This is a genomic window from Lysinibacillus sp. NPDC096382, assembly GCF_044762845.1.
Classification (GTDB): domain Bacteria; phylum Bacillota; class Bacilli; order Bacillales_A; family Planococcaceae; genus Lysinibacillus.
Genome location: NZ_JBIWFC010000007.1, coordinates 95,765 through 120,802, shown reverse-complemented (window position 1 = coordinate 120,802; position 25,038 = coordinate 95,765). Strand labels below are relative to the sequence as shown.

Annotated in this window: 26 protein-coding genes; 19 read left to right on the top strand and 7 right to left on the bottom strand. The window is 37.6% G+C overall.

Annotated elements, in window-relative coordinates; all coding sequences use genetic code 11:
* The first annotated feature begins 11 nt into the window (after positions 1–11).
* Entirely contained in the window at positions 12–1,052 is a 1,041-nt protein-coding gene (locus ACIQZA_RS12280; protein WP_402882790.1) for a ribonucleotide-diphosphate reductase subunit beta, read from the top strand.
* 180 nt (positions 1,053–1,232) lie between these two features.
* Here ACIQZA_RS12280 and ACIQZA_RS12275 read toward each other — a convergent pair whose 3' ends face one another.
* From ACIQZA_RS12275 to ACIQZA_RS12265, 3 genes are all read right to left on the bottom strand, one after another.
* Entirely contained in the window at positions 1,233–1,502 is a 270-nt protein-coding gene (locus ACIQZA_RS12275; RefSeq protein WP_402882788.1) for a DUF4190 domain-containing protein, read from the bottom strand.
* Positions 1,503–1,717: 215 nt separating this feature from the next.
* Positions 1,718–2,272: a hypothetical protein gene (locus ACIQZA_RS12270; RefSeq protein ID WP_402882786.1), complete on the bottom strand. Its 555-nt coding sequence runs from the start codon at positions 2,270–2,272 to the stop codon at positions 1,718–1,720.
* Complete coding sequence (locus tag ACIQZA_RS12265) at positions 2,217–2,783, bottom strand: tetratricopeptide repeat protein (RefSeq protein WP_402882784.1); 567 nt, start codon at positions 2,781–2,783, stop codon at positions 2,217–2,219. Before ACIQZA_RS12265 ends, ACIQZA_RS12270 begins: the two co-directional genes overlap by 56 nt.
* A 302-nt stretch (positions 2,784–3,085) precedes the next feature.
* On the opposite strand from ACIQZA_RS12265, the gene ACIQZA_RS12260 reads away from it, so the two are divergent.
* From ACIQZA_RS12260 to ACIQZA_RS12235, 6 genes are all read left to right on the top strand, one after another.
* Complete coding sequence (locus ACIQZA_RS12260; protein ID WP_402882782.1) at positions 3,086–4,819, top strand: ABC transporter ATP-binding protein; 1,734 nt, start codon at positions 3,086–3,088, stop codon at positions 4,817–4,819.
* The gene (locus ACIQZA_RS12255; protein WP_402882779.1) at positions 4,816–6,627 is read left to right on the top strand and encodes an ABC transporter ATP-binding protein; all 1,812 of its coding nucleotides are present in this window, start codon (positions 4,816–4,818) and stop codon (positions 6,625–6,627) included. The genes ACIQZA_RS12260 and ACIQZA_RS12255 overlap by 4 nt, the downstream gene beginning before the upstream one ends.
* Positions 6,628–6,753: 126 nt before the next feature.
* Positions 6,754–7,743: an alpha/beta hydrolase gene (locus ACIQZA_RS12250; protein WP_402882777.1), complete on the top strand. Its 990-nt coding sequence runs from the start codon at positions 6,754–6,756 to the stop codon at positions 7,741–7,743.
* A complete protein-coding gene (locus ACIQZA_RS12245; RefSeq protein ID WP_402882774.1) occupies positions 7,743–8,414 on the top strand; it encodes a response regulator transcription factor in 672 nt (223 codons plus the stop codon). The genes ACIQZA_RS12250 and ACIQZA_RS12245 overlap by 1 nt, the downstream gene beginning before the upstream one ends.
* Positions 8,411–9,403 (top strand): sensor histidine kinase, encoded by a 993-nt coding sequence (locus tag ACIQZA_RS12240; protein WP_402882772.1) that lies wholly within the window; start codon positions 8,411–8,413, stop codon positions 9,401–9,403. The genes ACIQZA_RS12245 and ACIQZA_RS12240 overlap by 4 nt, the downstream gene beginning before the upstream one ends.
* A 172-nt stretch (positions 9,404–9,575) precedes the next feature.
* Positions 9,576–10,676, top strand: a complete 1,101-nt coding sequence (locus tag ACIQZA_RS12235) for a lactonase family protein (RefSeq protein ID WP_402882770.1) — start codon at positions 9,576–9,578, stop codon at positions 10,674–10,676.
* A 153-nt stretch (positions 10,677–10,829) separates the two neighbouring features.
* Here the strand turns inward: ACIQZA_RS12235 and ACIQZA_RS12230 are convergent, their stop codons facing one another.
* Positions 10,830–11,705, bottom strand: a complete 876-nt coding sequence (locus ACIQZA_RS12230) for a LysR family transcriptional regulator (protein ID WP_402882767.1) — start codon at positions 11,703–11,705, stop codon at positions 10,830–10,832.
* Between the two features lie 133 nt (positions 11,706–11,838).
* Here ACIQZA_RS12230 and ACIQZA_RS12225 point away from each other — a divergent pair, with 133 nt between their 5' ends.
* From ACIQZA_RS12225 to ACIQZA_RS12170, 12 genes are all read left to right on the top strand, one after another.
* Complete coding sequence (locus ACIQZA_RS12225; RefSeq protein ID WP_402882764.1) at positions 11,839–13,053, top strand: MFS transporter; 1,215 nt, start codon at positions 11,839–11,841, stop codon at positions 13,051–13,053.
* 142 nt (positions 13,054–13,195) lie between these two features.
* Positions 13,196–14,206, top strand: a complete 1,011-nt coding sequence (locus ACIQZA_RS12220; RefSeq protein ID WP_402882762.1) for an ATP-binding cassette domain-containing protein — start codon at positions 13,196–13,198, stop codon at positions 14,204–14,206.
* Positions 14,203–14,991 carry an ABC transporter permease gene (locus tag ACIQZA_RS12215; protein ID WP_400933913.1) on the top strand — a complete coding sequence of 263 codons (789 nt, stop codon included), beginning with the start codon at positions 14,203–14,205 and terminating at the stop codon, positions 14,989–14,991. Before ACIQZA_RS12220 ends, ACIQZA_RS12215 begins: the two co-directional genes overlap by 4 nt.
* A 181-nt stretch (positions 14,992–15,172) precedes the next feature.
* Positions 15,173–15,559 carry an SRPBCC family protein gene (locus tag ACIQZA_RS12210; RefSeq protein WP_400933911.1) on the top strand — a complete coding sequence of 129 codons (387 nt, stop codon included), beginning with the start codon at positions 15,173–15,175 and terminating at the stop codon, positions 15,557–15,559.
* A 102-nt stretch (positions 15,560–15,661) separates the two neighbouring features.
* Complete coding sequence (locus tag ACIQZA_RS12205) at positions 15,662–16,195, top strand: sigma-70 family RNA polymerase sigma factor (RefSeq protein ID WP_400933909.1); 534 nt, start codon at positions 15,662–15,664, stop codon at positions 16,193–16,195.
* A complete protein-coding gene (locus ACIQZA_RS12200) occupies positions 16,179–17,063 on the top strand; it encodes a hypothetical protein (RefSeq protein WP_402882760.1) in 885 nt (294 codons plus the stop codon). The genes ACIQZA_RS12205 and ACIQZA_RS12200 overlap by 17 nt, the downstream gene beginning before the upstream one ends.
* Positions 17,064–17,236: 173 nt before the next feature.
* Positions 17,237–17,953 (top strand): toast rack family protein, encoded by a 717-nt coding sequence (locus ACIQZA_RS12195; RefSeq protein ID WP_400933903.1) that lies wholly within the window; start codon positions 17,237–17,239, stop codon positions 17,951–17,953.
* 68 nt (positions 17,954–18,021) lie between these two features.
* Entirely contained in the window at positions 18,022–18,369 is a 348-nt protein-coding gene (locus ACIQZA_RS12190) for a hypothetical protein (RefSeq protein ID WP_402882758.1), read from the top strand.
* A 71-nt stretch (positions 18,370–18,440) separates the two neighbouring features.
* Positions 18,441–18,596, top strand: a complete 156-nt coding sequence (locus tag ACIQZA_RS12185) for a hypothetical protein (RefSeq protein WP_402882755.1) — start codon at positions 18,441–18,443, stop codon at positions 18,594–18,596.
* Positions 18,597–18,665: 69 nt separating this feature from the next.
* Positions 18,666–19,208 (top strand): sigma-70 family RNA polymerase sigma factor, encoded by a 543-nt coding sequence (locus tag ACIQZA_RS12180; RefSeq protein WP_402882752.1) that lies wholly within the window; start codon positions 18,666–18,668, stop codon positions 19,206–19,208.
* Positions 19,192–20,298: a DUF4179 domain-containing protein gene (locus ACIQZA_RS12175; protein WP_402882750.1), complete on the top strand. Its 1,107-nt coding sequence runs from the start codon at positions 19,192–19,194 to the stop codon at positions 20,296–20,298. Before ACIQZA_RS12180 ends, ACIQZA_RS12175 begins: the two co-directional genes overlap by 17 nt.
* A gap of 85 nt (positions 20,299–20,383) precedes the next feature.
* On the top strand, positions 20,384–20,908 hold the full coding sequence (locus ACIQZA_RS12170) for a tubby C-terminal domain-like protein (RefSeq protein ID WP_402882749.1): 525 nt from the start codon (positions 20,384–20,386) through the stop codon (positions 20,906–20,908).
* 96 nt (positions 20,909–21,004) lie between these two features.
* Here the strand turns inward: ACIQZA_RS12170 and ACIQZA_RS12165 are convergent, their stop codons facing one another.
* The 3 genes from ACIQZA_RS12165 to ACIQZA_RS12155 are packed head-to-tail and all read right to left on the bottom strand — an operon-like array spanning position 21,005 to position 24,781.
* Entirely contained in the window at positions 21,005–23,509 is a 2,505-nt protein-coding gene (locus ACIQZA_RS12165; RefSeq protein WP_402882747.1) for an ABC transporter permease, read from the bottom strand.
* Positions 23,509–24,237 carry an ABC transporter ATP-binding protein gene (locus ACIQZA_RS12160; RefSeq protein WP_402882835.1) on the bottom strand — a complete coding sequence of 243 codons (729 nt, stop codon included), beginning with the start codon at positions 24,235–24,237 and terminating at the stop codon, positions 23,509–23,511. The genes ACIQZA_RS12165 and ACIQZA_RS12160 overlap by 1 nt, the downstream gene beginning before the upstream one ends.
* A 52-nt stretch (positions 24,238–24,289) precedes the next feature.
* Positions 24,290–24,781, bottom strand: coding sequence for a sigma-70 family RNA polymerase sigma factor (locus ACIQZA_RS12155; RefSeq protein WP_402882833.1), 492 nt, complete (start codon positions 24,779–24,781; stop codon positions 24,290–24,292).
* Positions 24,782–25,038 lie beyond the last annotated feature (257 nt).

The window sequence follows — 25,038 nt, the reverse complement described above, 5'->3', positions numbered from 1 at the left end:
AGGAAGTAACAATGACAACTATTACAAAACGACAAATTATGGACAAGGATGCACCGAACCGTTCAACAGGAATTGTCAACGGGCGCTCTTCTAACATTTTAAACTGGGATGATGTGCGTTTTAGCTGGGCTTATCCTAAGTATAAAAAAATGCTCGGTAACTTCTGGACACCGTTCGAAATTAATATGAGCAATGATGTGAAGCAGTTTCCACAGCTATCAGCAGATGAACAGGAATCCTTTTTAAAAATTATTGGCTTACTAGCACTATTAGACAGTGTGCAAACTGATTTTGCAGGGAAAGTAGCGGATTATTTAACAGATTCAAGCTTAAATGCATTAATGATTATTTTAGCGCAACAAGAGGTTATTCATAATCACTCTTATTCTTATGTGTTATCAAGTATTGTGAACAAAGATGAGCAGGATCGTACGTTTGACTTTTGGCGTACAGAGCCGGTACTAGAGCGACGCAATGACTTCGTAATTAAAGGCTACCAAGCATTTTCCGAGGAACCATCTGTTGAAAATATGCTAGAAGCGATTGTCTATGATGTAATTTTAGAAGGGTTATTCTTCTATTCTGGCTTCGCGTTCTTCTATCATTTAGCACGCAATCAAAAAATGGTGGCCTCGTCAACGATGATCAATTATATTAACCGCGATGAGCAGCTACATGTGGATTTATTTGTGAAGATTTATCAGGAGCTATTAGAGGAATATCCTCAATACGATACACCTGAGAGGGCAGCTCGTGTACAAGAGATCTTCCGTGAAGCTGTTCAACTAGAAGTCGATTGGGCTAATGAAGTAATTGGCGATAAAGTTGATGGTCTAGATGTAGAAGATGTGCATGATTATGTACATTTCTATGCCAATATACGCTGCAATCAGCTTGGCGTGGAGCGCCCATTTGAAGGCTATCGCAAAAATCCTTTGAAATGGGTGAAAGCGTATGAGGATGTTGACTTAGGAAAAACAGATTTCTTCGAGCAGCGTTCTCGCCAGTATGTAAAGGTTAATGTAGAAGATAACGGCTTTGATGATTTGTAATGCTAAGTCCACCTCCATGTTGGAAAAACATGGAGGTGGATTTTTTTGTGAGAAAAGGGGGAGACGCTTACGTAAAAGAAAAAAATTGCTCGGGTCAAATAAACGAGTTCCCTTTAGGGGGACAAAAGTATTGAAAATCGCACAGATAAAAAAGAGCACGAATTGCGCTCTATTTAGCTGTTAATATTTAACTACCGTCATTGAGAAAAAAGCTACATACCCCAAAATTGCTAGGATTTGTAAAATGATCCCTATTATACTACAAATTAAACCTGCAGTTGCTAATCCTCTACCACTTGCATTGGTTGTATTAATTTCTTTTACAGCTTTACTTGAAAATATTATTCCTATAATGCCTAAGATTAAACCAATAAAAGGTATTAGCAATGATAGAATTCCAACCGTTAAAGAAATTACAGAACTATTGTTTGTTTGATTTTTTTCAGACATTCGTGATCCACCCTCTTTTGAGAATTTAACCATTTTTATTTATCGTTAATATTATCGTACCAATCTATTTCGCACTAAAAATCATCATTAAATGTTATCGGTACACCTTTCCCATCCTTTTCGGCGTGAATGTGTAAATGTGGTTCACTTGTATTATTCGAGTTTCCTACTTTTCCGAGTATTTGGCCAGTTGTTACCTACATGGCTTATCACAGTTATTCAAAAAAATTTTCTTCGAAAAATGGTGAAATACCAGCTTCCCTTAAAAAGTATTTGTATTCAGTAGGGGCTTGTAAAAGTAATTTATTGGGAAGTAATACTTCATCTCTCAATCGTTGAACGAGATGAGCATCTAATTCTGGAAACCATTTTTCATACGGTACTTTTCTTTCTTCTTCAATAGAAATAAAAAATTTAATAATATATGTAAACATCACAGGGAAATCTCGTTTTATATGTTGATGATGAGCAACGAAGGCTTCGATGTAATTATTCAATTCATGAAATGGTTCATTTGGATCATATCCACCTAAATATTTTCGGTCATGTTGTGGAATAAAAGTAAAGCCACTGAGAGCATGCCATGCACCGAGCATTACTGTAAAAGCGGCAAGGGCACATCGCCGTGTTTCTAAATCTCGATCATTAAAAAAACGATAATATTCATCATATTCAAAGCCACTACTAGTATAAAAACCGCCAATACCGAAATTTTCAAGACCCTCTGTAATTTTTTCTACGATAGATTTTGTAGAAGGCTCTGTTTGCAATGGTTTTTTTTTCTAGACTGATAATTTCATCGCTACTAGAATCTAATCGATTACCTAAATAAGTAATTGTTCGATAGTACTTTAATATATCTTGATTAGTTGTCGTATAAGCAAGGTTGTTAATTAAGAAACCCATTGCTTCAGCATGCTCTCCTAAGTTATATAATGCCATTGTATAAAATATTTCCATTTGCTCTTTTTTAGGAAATTTACGCATTGCTTCTTGGTATAGTTTTTTAGCTTCTGAAAAGCGTTCGTGCGTTCGATAAATGCTTCCTAATTTGATGAATGCATCCTCTAGTTCGTCATCTGTTAAGCCTAATTCAATCGCTTTTTCATAAAATGGCATTGCCTTTGTTTCTTCAGCCAAAATATCAAAGCTTCGTGCACATTGATAATGGAGGGAAGGATTGAGTGGATCAATTGATAATAATGTCAAAAACATTTCTTTCGATTTTTGTAGTTTTCCTTGTCTTCGTAGTTGTAATGCTTTATGTATAGTGTTTTCCATGATTCATCCTCGTTTCAGCTTTAATTTAAGGGCTCATATCAAAAGTTAGAGATAATTTTATTGCGGTGGGCCACTGGACGCCCTTAGGAAAGCGCTCAGTCGGAACGGAATTCAACCCCAATTATTACTTATAATTATTATAATGGAAAAATGGGAAAATACACCCTTTATTTCTAAATAGAGGGTTATTCGCATGATATTGACCGTGTCTCGAATATTACGAGACACGAAAAATTAATTACCACTTGAGAATGATTTTCAGTTATAATTAAGGTGTTAAAGAGAAGAACGGAGACGAAAGAATGCAGGCAATTAAACAGTTAGGAGGGTTTTTAGGACCCTATAAATTTTTTACCTTGATCGCGCCATTATTAATGGTATTAGAGGTAACGATGGATTTACTACAGCCGACTATTATGCAGCATATGATCGATACAGGTATTGCTAATAGCGACAATCCATATGTGCTGAAAATGTTCATTTGGATGCTAATGAGTGCGGTATTTGGACTTGTTGGAGGGATAGGTTGCTCCTATTATAGTTCAAAGGCAGCGATCCATTTTGCATCGGATGTTCGTCAATCACTGTATGAAAAAATGATGACGTATTCGGCAAAGGAGCGTGACGCTTTTACAACAGGGAAGCTCATTACGATTTTAACGAGTGATGTGGAAAGTGTTCAGCGTGCGTTTATGATGACATTGCGTATTTTTGTACGTGGTCCTCTATTATTTATTGGAGCGGTCATTATTGTTTTTGTGACAGCACGCGAGCTATTTTCTATACTTCTTATTATTGTACCGATATTAATTATTGCGATGTACTTTTTCACAAAGTACTCAGGTGTCCTATACCGAAGAGTGCAGGAAGCGATTGATGGTGTTAATACGAAGCTTCAGGAAAATTTAGCAGGGATTCGTGTTGTGAAGGCGTTCCGTCGTGAAACGCAACAGATTGAACAATTTAGCGGGCTAAATGATACGCTGACGAAGCGCTTTATTTCAGCAGAGCAAATTGTTGGTGTACTTGTGCCGTTTACAATGTTTGTTGTCAATCTAGGCATTGTAGCAGCACTTTGGCTTGGTGCAATTAAAGTAGAAGCTGGTACATTACAGGTTGGGGTCATCCTCGCATTTATTAACTATTTAACGATTATTTTAAATGGTTTGATGACTTCTAGCATGGTGCTAATGCAAATTGCACGAGCTATTCCTTCAGGAGAGCGTATCATGGATGTTATAAATAAAGAAGTAGCAGTAAAGGAAGCAGAAAATCCACTTACCTCGCCAATTCAAGGGGCGATTGACTTTCACAATGTGAGCTATCGTTATTATGAATCGGCGGAGGATGTGCTGAAAAATATTACATTTTCAGTAAAACCGGGGCAAACGGTAGGTCTTATCGGCAAAACAGGTAGTGGAAAATCAACATTAGTGAAACTATTACCACGTTTATTTGACCCGACTGGTGGAGAAATATATTTGGATGGAAAGCCGCTAAATGATTATGCAATATCAACTTTACGTAAACATATCGGCTTTACCTCTCAAAAAGCATTACTGTTCTCAGGTGCAATTGACAATAATATTCGTCTTGGTAAAGCGGATGCAACGTCAGAGGAATTACAGCAAGCTCTTGATGCAGCATGTGCCACTGAATTTGTGGACCGGCTTGATAAAGGAGTAGCATATGAACTTTCACAGGGGGCAACCAATCTCTCTGGCGGTCAAAAGCAGCGATTAGCGTTAACGCGTGCACTCGTAAGACAACCAGCTATTTTAGTGTTGGACGATACAACATCTGCTCTTGATAGCGCCTCTGAAAAACATGTCCAGCAAGCTATTGGCAATCAATATAAAGATACAACGACGTTTATCGTAGCGTCTAAAATTGCTTCTATTCAACAGGCGGACCTAATTCTTGTAGTAGAGGACGGCGAAATTGTAGGTCAAGGGACACATCAACAGTTATTGCAAAATAATAAACCATACCAAGCAATTTACGCTTCACAGCAAAAGGCTGGTGTACAACAATGAGTAAAAGTCAACCAAAGCAAATGAATTTTGGACGTGGACCACGTATGGCTGGTCCAACTGAAAAGGCGAAAAATCAAAAAGCAACGATTAATCATGTATGGCAATATTTGAAGCAACAAAAAATAGGACTTTTTTTCTCTATCTTTTTTGTAGTAGCTTCTACATTTTTAAGTTTAGCAGGGCCGTACTTAATCGGACATATCGTTGATGAATATATTATGAAAAAGGACATTGCTGGTACGATTCGTCTAGGTGTTGTGCTAGCAGTTATCTATACTGCAGCGTCTATTTTTACGTGGCTACAAACATATGTCATGATTCATGTGGCGATGAAAACAATTCGGACATTGCGACTAGAACTATTTAAAAAGCTACAAACATTAACACTGAGATTTTTCGATCAGCGAGCACTCGGTGATTTAATGAGCCGTGTAACAAATGATATCGATAATTTAAATACGGCACTTGCACAAAGTGTGACACAAATCGTATCGTCGGTGCTAACGGTAATTGGTGTTAGTATTGCTATGTTCTCTCTAAGTTGGCAGCTAGCAATCGTAACACTGATTATTATTCCCCTAATTGTTTTTACGACGAAGCAGATTATTAAACGTAGTAGTAAAAACTATGCGGCACGTCAACGTGATTTAGGGAAGCTGAACGGTTATATTGAGGAAATGATTACGGGGGCGGAGGTTGTGACGCTTTTTGGAACAGAACAACAAACGATTGAAACGTTCCATAAACAGAACGAAGATCTCCGTAACTCGGCGCAACGAGCAGAAATTACTTCTGGTTTACTAGGCCCAATTAATAACTTTATGAATAACTTAGGTTTAGCTGTTGTTATTGGCACAGGAGCATTTTTATCGGTAAAGGGTATCGTTTCGGTTGGGGTTATTGCCGCATTTGTCACGTATACACGTCAATTTTTCCGTCCACTGAATCAGCTATCTAACCTTTTGAACACATTCCAGTCAGCGATTGCTGGGGCGGAACGAGTCTTCGGAATTTTAGATGAACCATCGGAAGTAGCTGATAAAAAACATGCCCTTGATTGTCAAAGCTTAAAAGGGGATGTGTCATTTCAACATGTATCCTTCAGCTATGTGCCAGAGAAGCCAGTACTGAAAAATATTAGCTTCCGAGCCAAGGCGGGTGAAACGATTGCACTTGTCGGTCCAACCGGATCAGGGAAAACAACGATTATCAATTTGTTAACTCGTTTTTATGATGTCGATGCAGGGGAAATTTTGATTGATGGTCATAATATCGAGGATTACAAAATGGCAACGATCCGTCAACGAGTGGGTGTTGTCTTGCAGGATACGTATTTATTTTCTGGAACGATTCGTGAAAATATTCGTTTCGGTAAACTTGATGCTACAGATGAAGAGGTGGAAGAAGCGGCGAAAATCGCGAATGCCCATAATTTTATTAAATATTTACCGGCACAATATGATACACCTGTACAAGCAGGTGGGGCAAACTTAAGTCAAGGTCAACGACAATTATTGGCTATTGCCCGGGAAATTTTAGAAAATTCGGATATTTTGATTTTGGATGAAGCTACATCCAGTGTGGATACGCAAACAGAGGTCGATATCCAAAAAGGTCTCCAGCATTTAATGCAGGGACGCACAAGCTTTGTTATTGCGCACCGTCTAAAAACAATCGAAAATGCTGACCAAATTCTTGTTATTCAACAAGGTGAAATTGTTGAGCAGGGCAATCACGAGCAGCTCATGCAAAAACAAGGTATCTATAGTAATCTCCAGCAAAAACTTTTGCTTGAGCAAGTAGAATAACATATAGAAGGCTGTCTATTAAGTGTGTAAAAACTTATTAGACAGTTTTTTTATTTTCTGCCAAAAATTAATTAGATATTTATTTTTATTGTTTATTCTTACAGTATCAACTGAAAGGGGAATTATATGAGAAAAATAGTTAAGAAAATAGCTATCTACTTTATTGCAGTTATACTTATTGGACTAGTGGCGATATTCAGCTATGATCGATATCAGCTTAGTAAGGAATCCAAACTTTTAGATACTAACGGAACACTTGTTGAGGTCGATCATCAAAAAATCAATGTTTACACTGAGGGGGATGGTCAGGATACTTATGTGTTTATGGCAGGCTCAGGAGTTGCGGCACCGATTTATGAAATGAAAGGGCTGTACAGTAAATTTTCTCAAGAACAGAAGATTGCTGTTATTGATAGAGCGGGATATGGGTATAGCGATGTCTCAAGTGACGAACGAGATATTGATACAATTTTAGCACAGACGAGAGAAGCGCTTCTGAAAAGTGGAAATAAGCCTCCTTATATATTAGTACCACATTCCATCTCGGGGGTTGAAGCGATATATTGGGCACAAAAATATCCTGAAGAAATTAAGGGGATTATTGCTCTTGATATAGGTTTGCCAAGTCAATATGCGGAGCATAAAATGGGAGTAATCGATTTATGGACTGTTAAGGGGATGAATTTACTAACGAAATTAGGCGTACATCGATTAACACCTTCGCAAGTGTATAATCCAGAAGTAATGAAGCAACCATTTTTATCGGAGGAAGAAAAAGAAATATATAAGGCACTATCCTATAAACAAGTTTTTAATGATGATATGAAAAATGAGCTACTGCATGTGTACGAAAATAGTTTAAAATCAGAAGCGCTTCCGAAACCAAAAGACACACCGATATTATTAATAGATGCTATTGCTGAACAAAATAAAGATTCAAAATTTACGAAGTACCACAGCCAGAAATATGCGGAATTTGCCGAGCAAATTAACATTTCGGAAGTGAGAGAATTAAGTGGTACTCATAGTATTTATTTATACAAACCTGATGAAATTTATAATCTTGCTATAAAATTTATGAAGAAAAAAGTTGGCAATACAGAAAGGCCGAGGTAATGAAAGGATTTACGATTTTAATAGTAGAAGACGACCAAATGATTGGCGATTTGATGCAAAAAATACTACAACGTGAAGGTTACGACGTTGTATGGAAAACTGATGGACGAGAAATTATGAACCTTATCCATCAAATCGATTTAGTCGTAATGGACATTATGCTTCCAGGGGAAGATGGTTACCAGCTGACAAAGAACATTAAAAGTTTAGGCTTAAATATTCCCATTATTTTTCTTTCAGCTCGTAATGATATAGAGAGCAAGCTTCAAGGGTTAACCGTTGGAGAAGACTATATGACAAAACCATTTGATCCGAGAGAGCTCCTTTTAAGAATGCAGAAAATGCTAGAGCAGCAATATGGAACATTCGCGCAAATTCAGCATCTATTGATTGATTTAGAGCATCGTAAATTATTTAAAAATAATATACATGATGAAATTTCATTAACAGCAATCGAGCGTAAAATTTTCTTTTATTTATTTGACAACAAGAATCGGGTGTTAACGAAGGATCATTTTTTTGACTATTTATGGCCGCTTGAAGATCGAAATCAAAATATAATCAATGTCCATATCAAAAAGATCAGAACGAAAATTCATGATTCATCAGGTACCATCCTACAAAATATTTACGGAGAAGGGTATCGATTAAATACCTACTTAAAGAAATGACATTAAAAACAAAGTATCGATTATTATTATTTACTGCTATAGTCAGTGTTCCAATCGTCTTATTAGGGATTAGTGTGTCGATGTCTATTATTTATGAATTCGCTTTTAAAACTAGAAATAAAGGCACTCCATTCCATGAATCTTTCGCCTATCCAACGATGCTGATTGTGTTCTTCCTATCATTATGTTTGCTAGCATTTTTATTTTCGAAATCGATCAATACATTACTAACGAAAATTAATATGTTAAACAAAACGATCCGTGACTTAGCGAGTAATGAAAGAATCCTAAGTACATTAGAGGTTGGCAGTGAGGATGAAATTGGACAGTTAATTCAGTCAGTTAATATACTAATTGAGCGAACTACTTATCGGGAATTAGAGCTTAAACAACAGCAGGAGCTACAAAAAGAACTATTACAAAAGCTTAGACACGATATTAATACCCCGTTAACAGCTATTCGTTTACAATTATTTTATCTAGAAGATACCTTTAAGGAGCAACCTAAATTGGTGGAATCCTTGAATGAGCAAATACATTATATCGCTAGCTTAACGAATGAATTTAATTTGCAATCCTTAGACACAATGGAGAATTCTTATATCGTGACGGAGGAAGTGCAACTCACGACCTTGTTAGAAACGATGATAAAAAAGTGGAGCTATTTATATAGAATGCATAACATTGAATTAATATATCATCCAGTAGATACCCATTTAACATGGACGAGTAATGAACTATGGCTACAACGAATGTTCGATAATGTGTTCCAAAACACTTTGAAACATTCAAAAGCTACAAAGCTCGAGATAACAATAAAAGATAATAAGATTTTCATGATGGATAACGGTATTGGCTTTGCACAAAATTGTGTAAGTGAAGGTCTTGGTTTGAAGATCATTGATGATATCGCTAGAATGCTTCAAGTAAGCTATTCACTCCATTCAGACGAAGAAGGGACATTATTTTGTTTTTCTATTTCAACCTAAAAACATGGCTTTTTCACTTGCCGCGTTTTTTTTATTACATCGAAAAAAGCTAGGTGTTACTGCACAACAATTGGACAGCTGTTTCGGCAGTCCAATTGTTGTTTTTAAATAAAAAACAGGGAATCGAAACCGTTAAAGAACCATATAAAGCTATAAAAGGAGGAAAGATTATATGAACAAAAATTCCCCTGCAAGTGTAAGTATGGTTTACATGATGACGAATAATGAAGTCATGAATCAAGTCATTGCCTTTTACAGGGACACAAATGGAATGCTCGTCTTTGTGGGTGCCTATCCAACTAATGGTAGAGGTACTGGCATAAGGAAAGTCTCGGCGGCAACCCCAAACAACGGTGTCGATCCCCTTACGTCACAAGGAGCATTAACCTTATCCCGTGATGGTCGTTTTCTTCTTGCAGTGAACGCAGGCAGTCATAGTATTAGCAGTTTTATCATTAGTGACAGCGGTGTGCCCGTTCTCGTGGACGTGAAGCCATCGGGAGGTGCTCAGCCTAATAGTGTAGATGTGTTTGGTAATCTTGTCTATGTTGCTAATGTAGGGAATGCCGCAAACAATTATGCATCGAACATCAAAGGGTTTCGCATAGATGAACACGGGCGCCTTACTCCTATTGCTGACTCCTCACGTTCTCTCAGCACTTTCAATGCCGAGCCCGCTCAGGTTCTTTTCACACATGATGGTAGTAAGCTCCTAGTAACTGAGTATACTTCAAACCGTCTTAGTGTTTTCAACGTAAATCAAAATGGTACGGTTACAGAACCAATCGTTAATGATTCTTATGGTGACGGTCCATTGGGTGCCTATTTTCTATCCTCTGAAATCCTCTTAGTTACTGAAGCAAGTTCAAATGCCCTGTCATCCTATTCAATGAGCAACGACGGGATTCTTCAAGTGATCAGTGGCTCTGTACCAAACGGATATAAAACAGCATGCTGGGTAATCACGACAAGAGATGAACGTTTTGCATTCATAACTAATACTTTAAGTGGCACTATTTCCACTTACCGGATCTATCCCAATGGTGCCCTGTCAGTGGCAGGGCAGATTACTAGTACACCGATAGGAACAACTCCAGGACTGCCAATGGATGTTGGTGTGAGTAAAGATGGACGGCATTTTTACACCCTTAACGGAAATCAGGGAACGGTCTCCGTATTTGCGATTCAAGAGGGTGGAAGTCTAGTTAGATTGCAGGTTGCTGCTTGGACTCAACCCCCTTATTTTGGATCACAAGGATTAGCTGTTCTTTGATTTTGTTGAGAAGTGGGTGATAAAAATAAAAAGTTGGGCGATAAACCTAAAAATTAGAGCGACAAATCTTAGAATTGTTCCGATAAATCCTAAAATTGTTCCGACAATTCATAAAATCATTCCGATAAATTGATTTAGACCCTATTGAACAAACTAGCTTTGCTCAATAGGGTCTTCCAACAACGATTCAATCACATGTTTTAATTGAAAAATACAAGATTGTTGACTCTCGCTCTTCTTGTAAATAAAGACAGTCTCTATCACTTTATTTAACTTCGGCAAATCATAATAGTGAATGTTGGAATAGTTATAAAGGTCAATTAGTTTTGTATTTAACACAGCAATCGTATTGTCTATTTGTAGGAAATCAAGGATACTACTGACCGATTTTATTTCCTTCATCGTAAATGGAACTTGATTCTTTTTTAACCACTGTGCCATCGCCCGTGTATACATACAGCCTCTACTTAACACAAGGAGTGTGACAGACGAACGTTTCTCAAAATCAATAATATGTGAATCGTTCGAAATGACTTCAAATGTTTCTGTTGCAATCATGTCATAATTTACATCAGAGTAGTGTTTAATAGGATTACTCGTCAGTGCACAATCCATTTCAGCATGATGTATTTTTTCATTTAAGGAAGTGCTAGATTCCACAGTGAAATCGATATCTAAAGAAATATTATTTGTCTGCAAGGCATTCATAATGGATGCGCCATAAATTTTAATCGTTGTATGGGAAGTGCCCAGGCTAATTTTGGTCTTCGTTTGCGCTGAACCAATCACTTGTAAAAAGTCATCGTACTCCTGTGTCATAAGTTTTAGAAATTTTAAATATTGTGTTCCTACATTTGTAATCTTCAGCCCCTGCGGTGTACGATTAAACACCTCCTGACCAATTTCCGCCTCCATTTTCTTTACTTTAGAGGTTAAGGCAGATTGCGTATAATTTGTAATTTCAGCGGATTTACTAAGATTTTGCCTCTCTAAAATTTCGATCTTTAATGCTATTTCTTCTATGTTCATGTTGTATGTCACACACCTATAAAATTTTTTGATAGCTACTATCATTTTCCTCCATTTTACGCATTCAATGAGCAAGCGTAAACTCAAATACGTAAAGTCAATGAATCAGTGAAATAGCATTGGAGGGAATTTTATGAATACATATTATAAATGGATCATTGTATTAGTAGCTACACTGTCACAAACTGCGGCAACTTTTGTAACTTATGGCATGGGGCCAATTGCCACATTTTATCAAATTGAATGGGGTTTATCATCGTTTCAAACTGGTTTTATCGTTTCTGCTGTTAATATTGGGCCAATTTTTTCGATGATTTTGTTCGGCTATTTAATGGATAAACGAGGGGAAAAACAAATTATAGGGTGGGGATCTATTTTACTAGGATTTTCAGCGCTACTTCTCATGTTGGTCAATAATTATGCAGTGTTGTTATTTTTATTATTAATTGTAGGCGTATGGTACGGAAGTGCACAAACAGGGGGCAGCACCGCAATTGTGAAATGGTTTCCAGACAAACATCGCGGGCTAGCAATTGGCATTCGACAAACAGGCATCCCAATCGGTGGAGCCTTAGCATCAGCCATTCTCACATATATGTACTATCACCATAGCCTAACATCGGTGCATCTTGTGCAAGGCATAGTAGCTATTGCTGGGGGACTGCTTTTTTTACTGATTTATCAGGAGCCTAAAAATCGAGTAGCAGTAGCTGCAACCTCTGTCACTTTTAAAGAGAAGCTCGAAGCTATTAAAAATAATAAAGATTTATATCCAATCTATATTGTTGGAATTGTGATGATGACCTTACAAATGATACTCGTTGCCCATTTTATGAGTTATTTACATGAAGAAGGAGGTTATTCCTTAACAGCGGCGGGGCAATATTTAAGCCTTGTATTAATCGGTGGAATGATTGGAAGAGTAGCCATTGCGTGGATTAGTGACCAATTTTTTGCGCAGAAGCGGGAATTTTTATTAATGATCGTAATGACTAGTGCAGTTATTCTTATCGTCCTATTGCCGCTTATGCTACATGCGAAATTGTTGATGCTATTAGGTTGTTTCTTATTGGGCTTCGTAGCACTTGGCTGGTATTCATTGTTTATCGCCTGTGTGACAGAGCAATCGAATCCACATTATGTTGGTCTAACTGTGAGTGCAGCCTTGACGTTGAATCAGTTTTTTATTGTGATCGCTCCTTCATTATATGGTTTAATGGTAACGACATTTTCAAGCTATCAAGTAGCGTTGGATATTGTTGCATTAGTTGTCGCTCTTGGTGCAATGAATTTATATAGGACGACCAAAAATATGAAGAGTTCAAAAACGGCCAATCAAATTCAATGAATGACTTAAATTATTCGGTTCACATTCAGTTCACAAATTTGTTGTATTATCCGTTTATAGACAATTAATAAAATCTATAAAAGTTATTTTCATCTGTTTCAAGAAAAATGAAACGATGGAAATAAGCGAAGGAGGAAATACAATGAATAGAACGAAACGCTCGCTAGCGAATAGTGAGTGGGCCATTGAAGCACATGGTCTCATGAAACATTTTGGAGAAAATCGTGCTGTTGATGGTGTCGATCTAAACGTACGTGCTGGCACTATCTATGGTGTACTTGGTCCTAACGGAGCAGGAAAGACTACTACTATCAGAATGCTTGCAACCCTACTACGAGCAGATGCTGGGACGGCACGAATATTCGGTTATGACATAGTGAAAGAGCCTCACATTGTACGTCAATTAATTGGAGTCACTGGTCAGTATGCTTCGGTTGACGAGTCACTTAGTGCAACGGAAAATTTGATTATCTTCTCTCGTTTGTTAGGATTGGGACGTACAGAGGCCCGGAATAAAGCAGCTGAATTACTGGAAGAGTTCGGTTTATCAGAAGCCGCTAAACGTCCATTGAAAAATTTCTCTGGCGGTATGCGCCGTCGCTTGGACTTGGCTGCGAGTTTGATCGCACAGCCACCATTGATTTTCTTAGATGAGCCGACTACAGGCTTAGACCCACGAACACGTAATCAAATGTGGGACACGATCCGTCGATTAGTAGATACAGGATCAACCGTCCTATTAACGACACAGTATTTGCAAGAGGTTGATGAACTGGCAGATCGACTTGCCGTTATTGATCATGGCCGAGTAGTTGCGGAGGGAACAGTCGATGAGCTAAAAGCATCTGTAGGTACATCATCTTTACATTTGAATATTCGAAATCACCAGGAGATCATAGTGGCTCGTGAAACCATTGAACAAATACTTAAAGTAAAAACAACAGTTACACAGGACATTGGGAAGATTACGGCCCCGATGGCAAATGTTGACGCTGTTACTGATTTACTAATCGCACTTCGTCAAAAAGGAATTCAGCTTGACGAGTTTAGTGTACAAAAACCGACCTTAGATGAAGTGTTTTTGACCATTACTGGTGAAAATGTCCCCCAAGAACTCAAGGGCTCTGAGCAAGTAGAGGGGGAAAGAGTATGAAAAGTCAATTGCTAAAGAAGCCGAGCTTCAATCAATCTTTAAGAAATTCGTTAACGATGGCTTATCGAGGCGTATTAAAAATTCGACGTACACCAGAGCAATTATTTGATGTAACGCTTCAACCGATTATTTTCACCCTCATGTTCACCTATATTTTTGGGGGAGCCATTTCGGGTAATGTGCAAAACTATTTGCCAGTCATCATTCCAGGAATTCTCGTGCAAACGGTCATCACTACTTCAATTGTTACAGGAGTCCAATTGCGGGAAGATATGGATAAAGGGGTGTTTGATCGATTTAAATCATTACCGATTGCACGTATTGCTCCACTGGCAGGGGCTCTATTGGCAGATACGATTCGTTATACTATTGCAACTGTGCTTACTTTTACTATGGGATATATCATGGGGTATCGACCAGAAGGGGGATTGGGCCACGTTGTACTTGCGGGGCTTTTAGTTATTGTCTGTGCCTGGGCTATTAGCTGGATCTTTGCCTTCTTTGGTGTCATTGCACGTACAGCTTCGAGTGTACAAGGGATTTCCATGCTAGTACTGTTTCCACTGACATTTCTTTCTAATGCTTTTGTTCCAGCAGAGACTTTGCCAAATTTCCTACAGTGGTTTGTGAAAATTAATCCGATTTCACATCTCGTCACAGCCGTCAGAGAACTTACAAATTCGGGAGCTATAGGTTGGGATTTGTCAGCTTCACTTATTGGGGCTGCAATTGTTGTCATCATTTTTGCGCCACTAACCGTCCGTGCTTATATGCGTAGAACATAAGAAATGTCCTTAAAGAGTGTGTTTTAAACAAGCAATTGTCAAAACACGCTTTTTATGTTGGATTGTTGCGGAAAAGCATAGCAAAACCTAAAAACAAAGAATTAAAGTTGTAACTGTTATTTATTCCTATAATAGGATAAAGTTATAGAAAAAGCGCGATTTCAGCAAACGGAGGAATGCGATGATGGATCAAGAAAAAAGTTCGATTTGGATTGATGCAAGTATTGCAACAGTTTGGCGGGCTGTCACAGAAGAACAGCTGCTGACGCAATGGTATGCCCCTGATTCAACTTGGGAAATCCCCGAATTAGAGGTAGGAGAAGAGATGATATTCTCGATAATGCCGAATGAACAAAATCAGCTTGCGGAAAAATTACCGATGGTGTTAACGATTAAAAATGTAACGCCAAATCGAGAGTTTTCGTTTTACTTAGGTATAGAAGAAACACTGATCGCTATTGTCTTAGAGGAAGAAAAAAATGGCACCACGGTCACTTTTAATACGAAGGGCTACGAGGCTTCTCTCGCTAACTTACAAGCTTTAGTGGAGGGAAATGATAACTTTTAACATGTAAGTTTCATGGAGAAATTTGATTTTTCCATGAAACTTTTTCATTGTTCATCAGTCTAACTGTAAATGTTTTTTTGTAAAAGCAAAGGGGGCGAGCAAATGTTAAAAGAACAAAAGGACGCTCACTTATCTAGAGCCATGACAATGTACGGGGATTATTTATTACGCGTATGCTTTACATATGTTAAAGATTGGACAGTGGCTGAAGATTTGGTACAAGACACATTTGTTAAATACTATGAAAAAATGGAGCAATTTCGTGAAGAAGCTTCCATCAAAACATATTTATATCGAATTGCGATTAACAATTGTCACAGTTATCTTTCAAGCTGGCGTTATAAAAAAATACAAGTCATTGATTATTGGAGCAAATTCAAGAGCCTTTCCAATAATCCTGAAAAAGAAGTATTGATGGAAGAGACGGATGCATTGCTAGTGGCATCGATTGAGAAACTTCCGACGAAATACAAAGATGTACTACTACTATTTCACTTTGCAGATTTTTCCTTAAAGGACGTTGCAGAATTACTAAAGCTACCAGAAAATACGGTCAAAACACGATTAAGGCGAGCGCGTCAAATGGTAGGCATCACGCTATTGGAGGAGGGGTTCGAATATGGATCGGATTCGTAATGCCATCAACGAAATGTATAAGGAAGGTAACTTCTCGCATGAAAATCATGAAAAAACGTTTCAAAAAATCAATCAAAAAACGAAGAGACGAACACCGTTAATGCCAATTATCCTAACAGCAGTCGTATCAGCTTGTCTGATCATTGGCTTAAAGATGATGCTTTTTCAACATGATATCCAATCAACGACGTCGGCAATTATCGATTCAAATCTTTATCCAGAAAAGTCTGGAAAGGTGAAAGACTATAGCGCCTTAACACGACCATGGATGGTAGTAGGATTAGTGAGTTCTGTGTTCTTATTTATTTTTGCGATAGTAGCATTTATGAAAAAATGGTTTTGGCGAGTATTACTATGTATCATCATCATAATTGCCATTTTGGGGAATATGTCTGAACGAATTGGGTACCGCATTTACGTACAGAATGAAGCAGAAATTCGAAATACTGTAAAACTTGGACCTTTTCATCCGGATACTGTTAAAATGAATGATACAATAACGATACAACAGTATAGAATTGGTTATTTTTCGGAGAATCGCTTTCAAGGTATAGCAATTTTCAAGCATGATGGCAAAGGCTATGCATTGGATCATTATATACAGAGCGAAGTAGATACCATGGTTTCTATTTATTTGAAAGACATTCACTATCTTGTTATTCCATTACTTAACCATCATAACATTGAAAAAGTAATAGTAGACACTGGGACCGAGCGAATTGAGAAAGCAGTTGATTCGAATGATGCGCAATTAATGTCAGTGCCTCTAAATTCAGAAATAGCTACTTCTCAATTGGTGATACATGCATTGGATCATGAAGGAAATACTTCTATTCTCTATAATGATTCACGTATTTTCACCTATTAACAGCTACCCTGTATGAATATGATGTTTTCATACGGGGTTTTTGACATATCCATGGAAGGGGAGCTCACTACGTCTTAGGTCTTAGAAGATTTTAAAGCGGAGGGTCGTATTTATAAATGAAAATTCCTATATAATGAATTTATTGGAATATTATATAGCGGGAGGAAATTACATTGAAAAAATTTATGGGACTTGGTTTGGTAATAGGGGCCTCATTAATTGCGCTATCGGGGTGCAACTCAGTCATACCAGGTAAAACCAAAGATGAAACGATCTTAGTAGAAAAGGATAAAGCAGAAAAGTTAGATGTTGAATTACAACTTGGAATTGGAGAAATAACAGTAGAAAAAGGTGCTAAGGATTGGATTGAAGGTACTGCTCAATACAATATTGATAAACTTGCTCCAAAAGTAAAATATGACCTACGTGGCAAGACAGGAAAAATATCGATTGATCATAAAGGCTCAACTAACGTGCGTTTAGGGAAAATAAAAAATATATGGGATATTAAACTAAATGAAGATATTCCAATGGATCTCTCAATCGAAGCGGGAGCGTCGGATGCAGAAATAGATCTACAAGGGTTGCAGCTTGAAAAATTAGATATTAACACGGGTGTTGGCGATCTTAAAGTAAATTTAGGTGGCGATTGGAAAAAAAGCTTCGAAACGAATATTGAAACAGGTGTTGGGAACACTACTGTCACTTTACCGTCAAAGGTTGGGGTAAAGCTTACGACAGAAAAAGGCATCGGCACATCAAGTATTGATGGCCTCATTTCTAAAGGAGAAGGGGTTTATGTAAATGAAGCGTATGACAAAGCAGATGTAAAAATAGAGGTCAATTCAGAAATCGGATTAGGCGACGTTACTTTCAAATTGGATAAATAAGGAAAAGTTTAGTAGGCTACTTTAAGTGAGTAGTCTACTTTTTTTGTAGAAACATAGGTGACGGCTAGATGACAAAAGTAATGGATAGAACGCTAGTGTACGATAGAAGAATCAAAGTCGTGGATAGAAGAGTCAAATACGTGGATAAAAGAATCAAAGTAATGGAAAAAAGAGCCAAAATCAGCGATGTTTCGAGTTCTATCAGCGGTTCTCGCTCTCATATCAGCAATAAAAACAGCAAAATCACTGATAAACCACCTACAATCGCTGATAAAAAGCTTGTTAGCAGCGAAACTCTATGGTTTAGCGGCGTTCTTTGCTTAGTTGGCGGTGCAATTCTAGGGTTTAGTGGCGTTCTTTGCGTGGTTGGCGGCGAAACTCAAAGTTTTAGCGGCGAATTCCAACGTAAGCTGTAAAAATTTAGGGAAATTAAAATCGGGGTTGAAAAACTTTGTATAGAATTTTACACAATATTAAGGACTGACTGATGTTCCGTTTTCTATCAGCGATGTTCCGCGTTCAATCAGCGATTATGGCTCTCTTATCAGCGATGTTCCGCGTTCAATCAGCGATTATGGCTCTTTTATCAGCGATGTTCCGTGTTCTATCAGCGGTTCTCGCTCTCTTGGATAGAAGTTTATAAAAAGAGTTTTTTCAAAGTGAAACCTTTTGATTGGGTTAATTACTCTAAGTATTGAAAGGAGGAAACAGCATGGAACATGACTTATCGATCGTTAAACAGGCTATTACAGGAAATAAGGAATCGTTTGAGCAGCTACTCATTTTAGAGGAAGAAAAATTATTTTATACCGCGCTTTCTTATGTTAGCCAAAAAGAGGATGCATTGGACGCTATTCAAGAAGCAGCATGTAAAGCCTATCTAACCGTGCATCAACTAAAGCATCCGGAATTTTTCTCCACATGGCTGTTTCGGATTTTAATACATGAATGCTATCGTTTGCTTAAAAAAGGGCAGAAAATCATTCCTTATGAAGAAAGTGAATTATTAAGTCGTTTACAGGAGCAAGAAAATGTTATGGCGAATCCAATCGATTTATCGGATGCTATACAGCTTTTGAATCATTCTCAGCAAATGGCCATCATTTTATTTTATTATCATGATTTACCGATTAAAGAAATATCAGAAGTAATGGAAAAGCCAGTTAGCACTATTAAAACGTATTTGCATCGTGGAAAAAAACAACTAAAACGAGAATTAGAAAGGAGTGCAACGTTTAATGAAAAAGCCATTTAATGAAAACCGTACCCTTCCGGAATTCCCAAGGGATGACGTACGAGCAGCGATTGCCAATGGCATAAAACAAGCAGAGGAGCAAAAAAATATGACTCAAACACCTGTACAAATTAAAAGAAAAAGCAAACGAAAACCATTATTATATGTAGCAAGTACGGCAGCCGCATTTAGTATTATGGTAGGTTCTGCCGCGTATGTATCACCAACTTTCGCAAGCACATTATCACAGCTACCAATTGTCGGGTCGGTATTCAGTAACTCAGGTTTACCTGGGCTAAAACAAGCTAGTGAACAAGGATTAACAAGCACTATTGGAGAAAATCATTCAATTAATGGTATTTCTGTAACGATAGACGAAGTTCTTTATGATGAATCTAATATTACGGTAGGATTTACAGTTAATTCTGAAAAGGAATTAAGTAAGGATTACTTTGGGGCAGGACTGGACTTTACTATTAATGGTAAAAACCCTGAAGTGGCATCTGGAAGCTTTAATGAAAAGGTAATAAGCCCAACGGTTCATACAGGTCTTGCAAGATTTGCTGTGATGGGAAAGATGCCGGATTCCTTTGAAATGGGCTTAATGTTAGAAGGGAAAGAAGGGGAGAAATGGGAATTTACAGTTCCTGTTAAAAAGATTACGAATATTATTGATGTACCAGTTAATCATCAGCAGCAAGCAGAGGGCATTCAACTGGATGTGTCCAAAATTTCATTAAGCCCATCAGGTATAGCACTTGACTATAAAGCTACTGAAAAGGGGACAATTGATAATCCACAAGTAGGTGCATCGTTTATAGAATTCCGTATTACCGATCAGAATGGCCAGGAGATTACTTCGCATTCTGGTGGAGGTGAAGGTCATTTCGATAATGGTGTATGGAACTTTAGCAGCATCAAGTCTTTTGACCCGATTTCAAACGATGTTCAAAAATTAACGATTACTCCATATTTAATGCTTCCTTCAGACGGGGGCGGTGTACAAATGGATAAGGATGGCGTAGAAACAAAAATACCATTCGATAAGTCATCACTAAAAGAAGTAAAGTTCCAACCATTCGCAGTAGAAATACCTAAGCCAAATAAATAAACATTCAGGCGTCAAATACAACCTTTGTATTTGGCGCTTATTTTATGTTAGTTTATAGAAAGCAACTGATGAAGGAGCGAACGGATTGAAGATTTATACATACACACAACCAGCGGCCATTGAGTCAACAGAATCAGTAGCCATTTTAAATGAAGCGGGGGAAGTCTCGTCGACTGTTCAACGTGTTTATTCGAATGGACTGAAAAAGGCATTTGACCGCACGATGGACTATCGCTATTTTGTACGTTTTGATGTTAGTGATGTCGCTGGACAGCCTCTTTTCACATGTAAGAAGATGTCGCGTCGTGGTCGAGTGCATTTTATAGGGAAGGATTTCGTCACAGGCAAAGAGTATATGATTGCCTATGATGGCTGGCAAATTATGATCCCTGATTTAATTATCACGGATGGCGACCAACAAATAAAACTGAACAAGGAAATGGAGGACTGGTCTATATTTTCTCTAGAGGATCAACCAATTGCACGCTGGCAGGCTGTCTTTTGCGAGACTCATTTCGAGATTATGCTTCAAATTGAAGATAACAGCCCAATACAGCATGAAGCATTTTTTATTGCGATCGGACAAGCAGTACTGTTTGTAGGAGCGTAAGATGTCGATAAATTTGAAAAAGTGTCTGATAAACTGAAAAATTTGAGCGATAAATGAAAAACAGACCCTCTGCTACATAAGAGGGTCTGCTTTCATTTAAATATCAAGCATTTCATTCGCTAATTTTTTACGACTTATCCAGTAACCTTGTAGTGTAAAGACAGTAAGTGTCGCGACTAAAAAGACGATACTCGTAACACCTAATGTAACGAAGTCATAAGATCCTCCGTCAATCGTAAACATTAATTTTGTAAACAGAAGTCCAAGAAATGTCCCAACAGCCAGTCCATAAAGTACAAAGGATAACACTTGCGTCAAAATCAGCTTGATTATTCCTCGCGGTGAAAGACCTATAAGCCGCTGAATTGCATAATCGGCACGTTTTGAGTAAATGGAGTGAAGCAGTGTTTGTAATACGCCGAGACAAGTAGCAGAAATTAAAATAACAAAGACTCCAACAAAAAGGCTCCAGCGCTGGAAGGTCATTTCATCATTTTGTTTGATAAATGTCTCTTTATCAGTAATTTTTAAAGCTGGCCAACGCTCTTGTAAGTATGAAAGATCAGCTAATGCCTGCTCAGTATCATCTGCTTCCACCATTATGTTTGTAATGATAGTTGGATCAGAAGATACTATAAAAGAAGACCAATCCACAAATAAATCTATATATTTATTATAAGAATCAAGAGCTACATCAATTACTAGCAATTCACCAATTGGCACATTTTGTTGAAGTGTTTCATCAAATGTCCCTGCCATTATACGATCACCAACTGCTAATTGATGTTTTCTAGCAAATCTTTCTGTAATGATCACTCCATCTTTCAAATCTCCTTTAACAGCATCAAGCTTTTTTAATTGGACGTATTTTTCAACATCAACGGCCTCGAAGTTACTACCTTCTTCCCAGCCATTTTCGCCTTCAAGCGCGATCCAAGGTGCTTCACTTCGTGCATAGGCATAGGCCACACTCGGCAATGCCTCAATTTCATTTATTAGATCCGGTGTAATGGTTGGGTCATTTAATTCATTATCAATTTTAATCGATGTTTCATATTGTGAGTTAATATACTCATAGGAGCTTTGCTGAGCAGATTTAAATAAAGAGCTACCAAATATTAAAATGACCATTAACCCGATAATACTAAGTATAATCGGCATATTTCTTCGTACTTGTGGCATAAGCTGCTGACACGCTAAGTATGCTTCTTTGCCGAGCATAGTACGAATAGGCTTTAATGTAATTTTGAATAGTGCTGTAAAGAGGTATGGCATTATATAAAGGAAAATTCCACTAACAAGTAATGTACCAATTAATATCATTAGTGCACCTTTGCCACTATTTTTACCGACTTGATAAGCATTCAAAAACAAGAATAGTGATATGAACGCAACGCCACTCACAACAATCGTTTTCCATTTTGTCCATCGTAAACTTAAATTTTCATTCTCTGTTGCGATTTGTAAAGGTAATAGACTTGAGCTTTTATGAACTTGCCATTGTGTGATTAACTGTAGCAATAAAAAACTTACAATAGCAATCACCAACACAAAGATCATCGGTAAATCAGTTTTTGAATCCGGCATTTTCATCAAGGTAATGAGCTGTGGTAGCCAACTTTTTATTACCAATAAACTGACCGCTGTCCCCAGCAATACGCCGAAGCCAATGATTGTAGATAATTGCAATTGTACAATGCGTCCTACTTGCTTTGTGGAGGCGCCAAGTGCACGAAATACCATAAGCTGTTCTTTAATTTTGTAAAATAATAGCTGGAATGTTGATAGCAGTAAAACACTTGAAATAAGTAGTATAAAGAATGAAAGTACTACCATAAAAATGATTAATGCTTGTAAATTTCTCTTGAATTCATCGTAGTCACTCATAACATCTACACGTAAAGTTTCATCAAGCTGTTTCAATTCCGTACCCACTAAGGTAGCCACATTATCTTCCGTTTTAATGAGTGCAAACATACCAGCTGTTTGTGCATTACTATTATTCATCCAAGTTTTCAACTCATCATTTTGTATAAGGATAAAATTAGGACTATCTGTGCCTTTAAGGGGTGGAAGGATTTCTAGTATCGTAAAGCTACTTATATTTGCTTCAACAGAGTTTCCAACCGTTTTATTGAAAGTAACGTTTAGCGTATCGCCGACCTCTTTGTGAAAAAGACGTGCCACATTTTCAGCAATCACAACTTCGTTCGGACCAAGATCGACATTAAAATGATAGCGGCTTTTCACTAAGTCATCATTTTCCACACCAACTGTATAAAATGATGTATTTTTCTCATTTTCAACATATGTTTGAGCAAGTGACACACTCGAAACTTTTGTAACACCAGTCATTGCTTCGAAACTTTCAATTTGCTGTGAAGTTAACAACCTATTTTGATCGGGGTTATAGCCGACCATTAAATCCATTTCGCCAAATTGTGCTTGTATGTCTTCTTTCATTTGACTATGGGCATTCCATATGTAAACACTCATTGTCATGACAAGGCAAATGGAAATGGTGATAATACTAATACTCGTTAATACATTGGCCCACGCTGCACGAAATAGCTTCAGAGCAATAGTACGCATCGTAAACATTACACATCACCTCTAGTAATAAGCTTGAACTTTGCTAAAATACAATCTAAATCCTCTGCCGTTTGCTTATTTTGATAGGAGTCCACAATGGCACCATCATGGAAGAATAATACGCGATTTGCATAAGTAGCCACATAAGGGTCATGTGTCACGAGTAACATGGTTTGATTCATATTTTTTTGCAAGTCTACTAACAGCTCTAAAATTTCATCGGTCGTATTCACATCCAATGCACCAGTCGGCTCATCTGCCAGTAATATTGGTGGATTTGCAATGATGGCGCGGGCTATAGCAACCCGTTGCTTTTGACCACCAGAAAGCTCATTTGGTCGATGCTTTGCCCAGGCGGCAATATTTAGCTTCTCCATCATTTGCTGAACACGGACTTTGATCTCTTTACTTGGCACATCATTGAGGATAAGGGGGAGCGCAATATTATCTTCAACTGATAAATCCTTTAACAAATGGAATGATTGAAAGATAAAACCGATATTCTCTTTACGAAATTTCGATGCTTTTGGCTCTTGATAAATATCATGCGCTTCCTTTCCAAATAAAAATAACGCTCCTTCAGTCGGTTCATCGATGGCACTAATCATATTGAGCAGTGTACTTTTACCAGAACCGCTCGTCCCCATAATGGCCACCATTTCACCTTCATAAATCGTACAATGGATATTTTTTAATGCATTGACCGTATGATGCTTTTGTTGAAAGATTTTTGACATCCCTTCAATACGTAACACTTCTGTTAAACGTCCTTCGGGGATTGGAATCGCATTAATAACTCCTTTCAACGGATTGAACCCATTCATCAATATATGCCCCCTTTAATTGTTGTCGTAAAGCTTGTAAGCCTCTGCGAATATGAGTTTTTACAGTGCCCTCAGGACATTGTAAAATCACTGCAATATCCTTTACCGAGTAGTCCTGATAAAAACGTAATAGTAAAACCGTTTTGTATTTTTCCTCTAGCTTGCAGAGAGAATGCCATAAATCAAGTTCTTCTTCGATATAGGTAGGTGATGTACTTTTAAGATCCTCTAATGTATGTGGTTCTACAAGCTGTACCGAGTTTTTCTTGGCAAGATAGGTTTTACAGCAATTGATAATAATGCGCGTTAACCAGGTAGAAAAATATTGAGGGTCCTTTAATTGAGGTAAGCCCTCATATGCACGGATAATGGACTGTTGAAAAACTTCTACGGCGTCATTTTCATTTTGGACATAAACATAAGCCATTCGATATAACTTATGTTGCTCCTGCTCAATAAGCTGATAAAAAGCTTGCTCATCTCCGTTTTGTGCTAACTGTACTAGTGATTCTTGCAGTGTAGTAATGAAAAACGCCTCCTTCTGACTATTAGACTTGGCAAACTATCATTTCGATTCAACTTTTTTTATTTTATGGGAATTTGGTGGGTCATTCCCAAAAACAGGAGATTACATTAGTTATAGACTTTACAATGTATATTAGTTGATCTTCGTTCCGACGGATAAACCTTTTATAACGCCTTCGTGACCAACAC

Coding starts and splice junctions, on each gene's coding strand:
- ACIQZA_RS12160 (WP_402882835.1), bottom strand. CDS start 24,237: ATGTCAAAAATCTTTCAACAAAAGCATCATACGGTCAATGCATTAAAA.
- ACIQZA_RS12240 (WP_402882772.1), top strand. CDS start 8,411: ATGACATTAAAAACAAAGTATCGATTATTATTATTTACTGCTATAGTC.
- ACIQZA_RS12215 (WP_400933913.1), top strand. CDS start 14,203: ATGAAAAGTCAATTGCTAAAGAAGCCGAGCTTCAATCAATCTTTAAGA.
- ACIQZA_RS12280 (WP_402882790.1), top strand. CDS start 12: ATGACAACTATTACAAAACGACAAATTATGGACAAGGATGCACCGAAC.
- ACIQZA_RS12235 (WP_402882770.1), top strand. CDS start 9,576: ATGAACAAAAATTCCCCTGCAAGTGTAAGTATGGTTTACATGATGACG.
- ACIQZA_RS12255 (WP_402882779.1), top strand. CDS start 4,816: ATGAGTAAAAGTCAACCAAAGCAAATGAATTTTGGACGTGGACCACGT.
- ACIQZA_RS12185 (WP_402882755.1), top strand. CDS start 18,441: ATGTTCCGTTTTCTATCAGCGATGTTCCGCGTTCAATCAGCGATTATG.
- ACIQZA_RS12245 (WP_402882774.1), top strand. CDS start 7,743: ATGAAAGGATTTACGATTTTAATAGTAGAAGACGACCAAATGATTGGC.
- ACIQZA_RS12175 (WP_402882750.1), top strand. CDS start 19,192: ATGAAAAAGCCATTTAATGAAAACCGTACCCTTCCGGAATTCCCAAGG.
- ACIQZA_RS12180 (WP_402882752.1), top strand. CDS start 18,666: ATGGAACATGACTTATCGATCGTTAAACAGGCTATTACAGGAAATAAG.
- ACIQZA_RS12275 (WP_402882788.1), bottom strand. CDS start 1,502: ATGTCTGAAAAAAATCAAACAAACAATAGTTCTGTAATTTCTTTAACG.
- ACIQZA_RS12220 (WP_402882762.1), top strand. CDS start 13,196: ATGAATAGAACGAAACGCTCGCTAGCGAATAGTGAGTGGGCCATTGAA.
- ACIQZA_RS12200 (WP_402882760.1), top strand. CDS start 16,179: ATGGATCGGATTCGTAATGCCATCAACGAAATGTATAAGGAAGGTAAC.
- ACIQZA_RS12230 (WP_402882767.1), bottom strand. CDS start 11,705: ATGAACATAGAAGAAATAGCATTAAAGATCGAAATTTTAGAGAGGCAA.
- ACIQZA_RS12265 (WP_402882784.1), bottom strand. CDS start 2,783: ATGGAAAACACTATACATAAAGCATTACAACTACGAAGACAAGGAAAA.
- ACIQZA_RS12205 (WP_400933909.1), top strand. CDS start 15,662: ATGTTAAAAGAACAAAAGGACGCTCACTTATCTAGAGCCATGACAATG.
- ACIQZA_RS12225 (WP_402882764.1), top strand. CDS start 11,839: ATGAATACATATTATAAATGGATCATTGTATTAGTAGCTACACTGTCA.
- ACIQZA_RS12260 (WP_402882782.1), top strand. CDS start 3,086: ATGCAGGCAATTAAACAGTTAGGAGGGTTTTTAGGACCCTATAAATTT.
- ACIQZA_RS12210 (WP_400933911.1), top strand. CDS start 15,173: ATGATGGATCAAGAAAAAAGTTCGATTTGGATTGATGCAAGTATTGCA.
- ACIQZA_RS12250 (WP_402882777.1), top strand. CDS start 6,754: ATGAGAAAAATAGTTAAGAAAATAGCTATCTACTTTATTGCAGTTATA.
- ACIQZA_RS12165 (WP_402882747.1), bottom strand. CDS start 23,509: ATGTTTACGATGCGTACTATTGCTCTGAAGCTATTTCGTGCAGCGTGG.
- ACIQZA_RS12190 (WP_402882758.1), top strand. CDS start 18,022: ATGACAAAAGTAATGGATAGAACGCTAGTGTACGATAGAAGAATCAAA.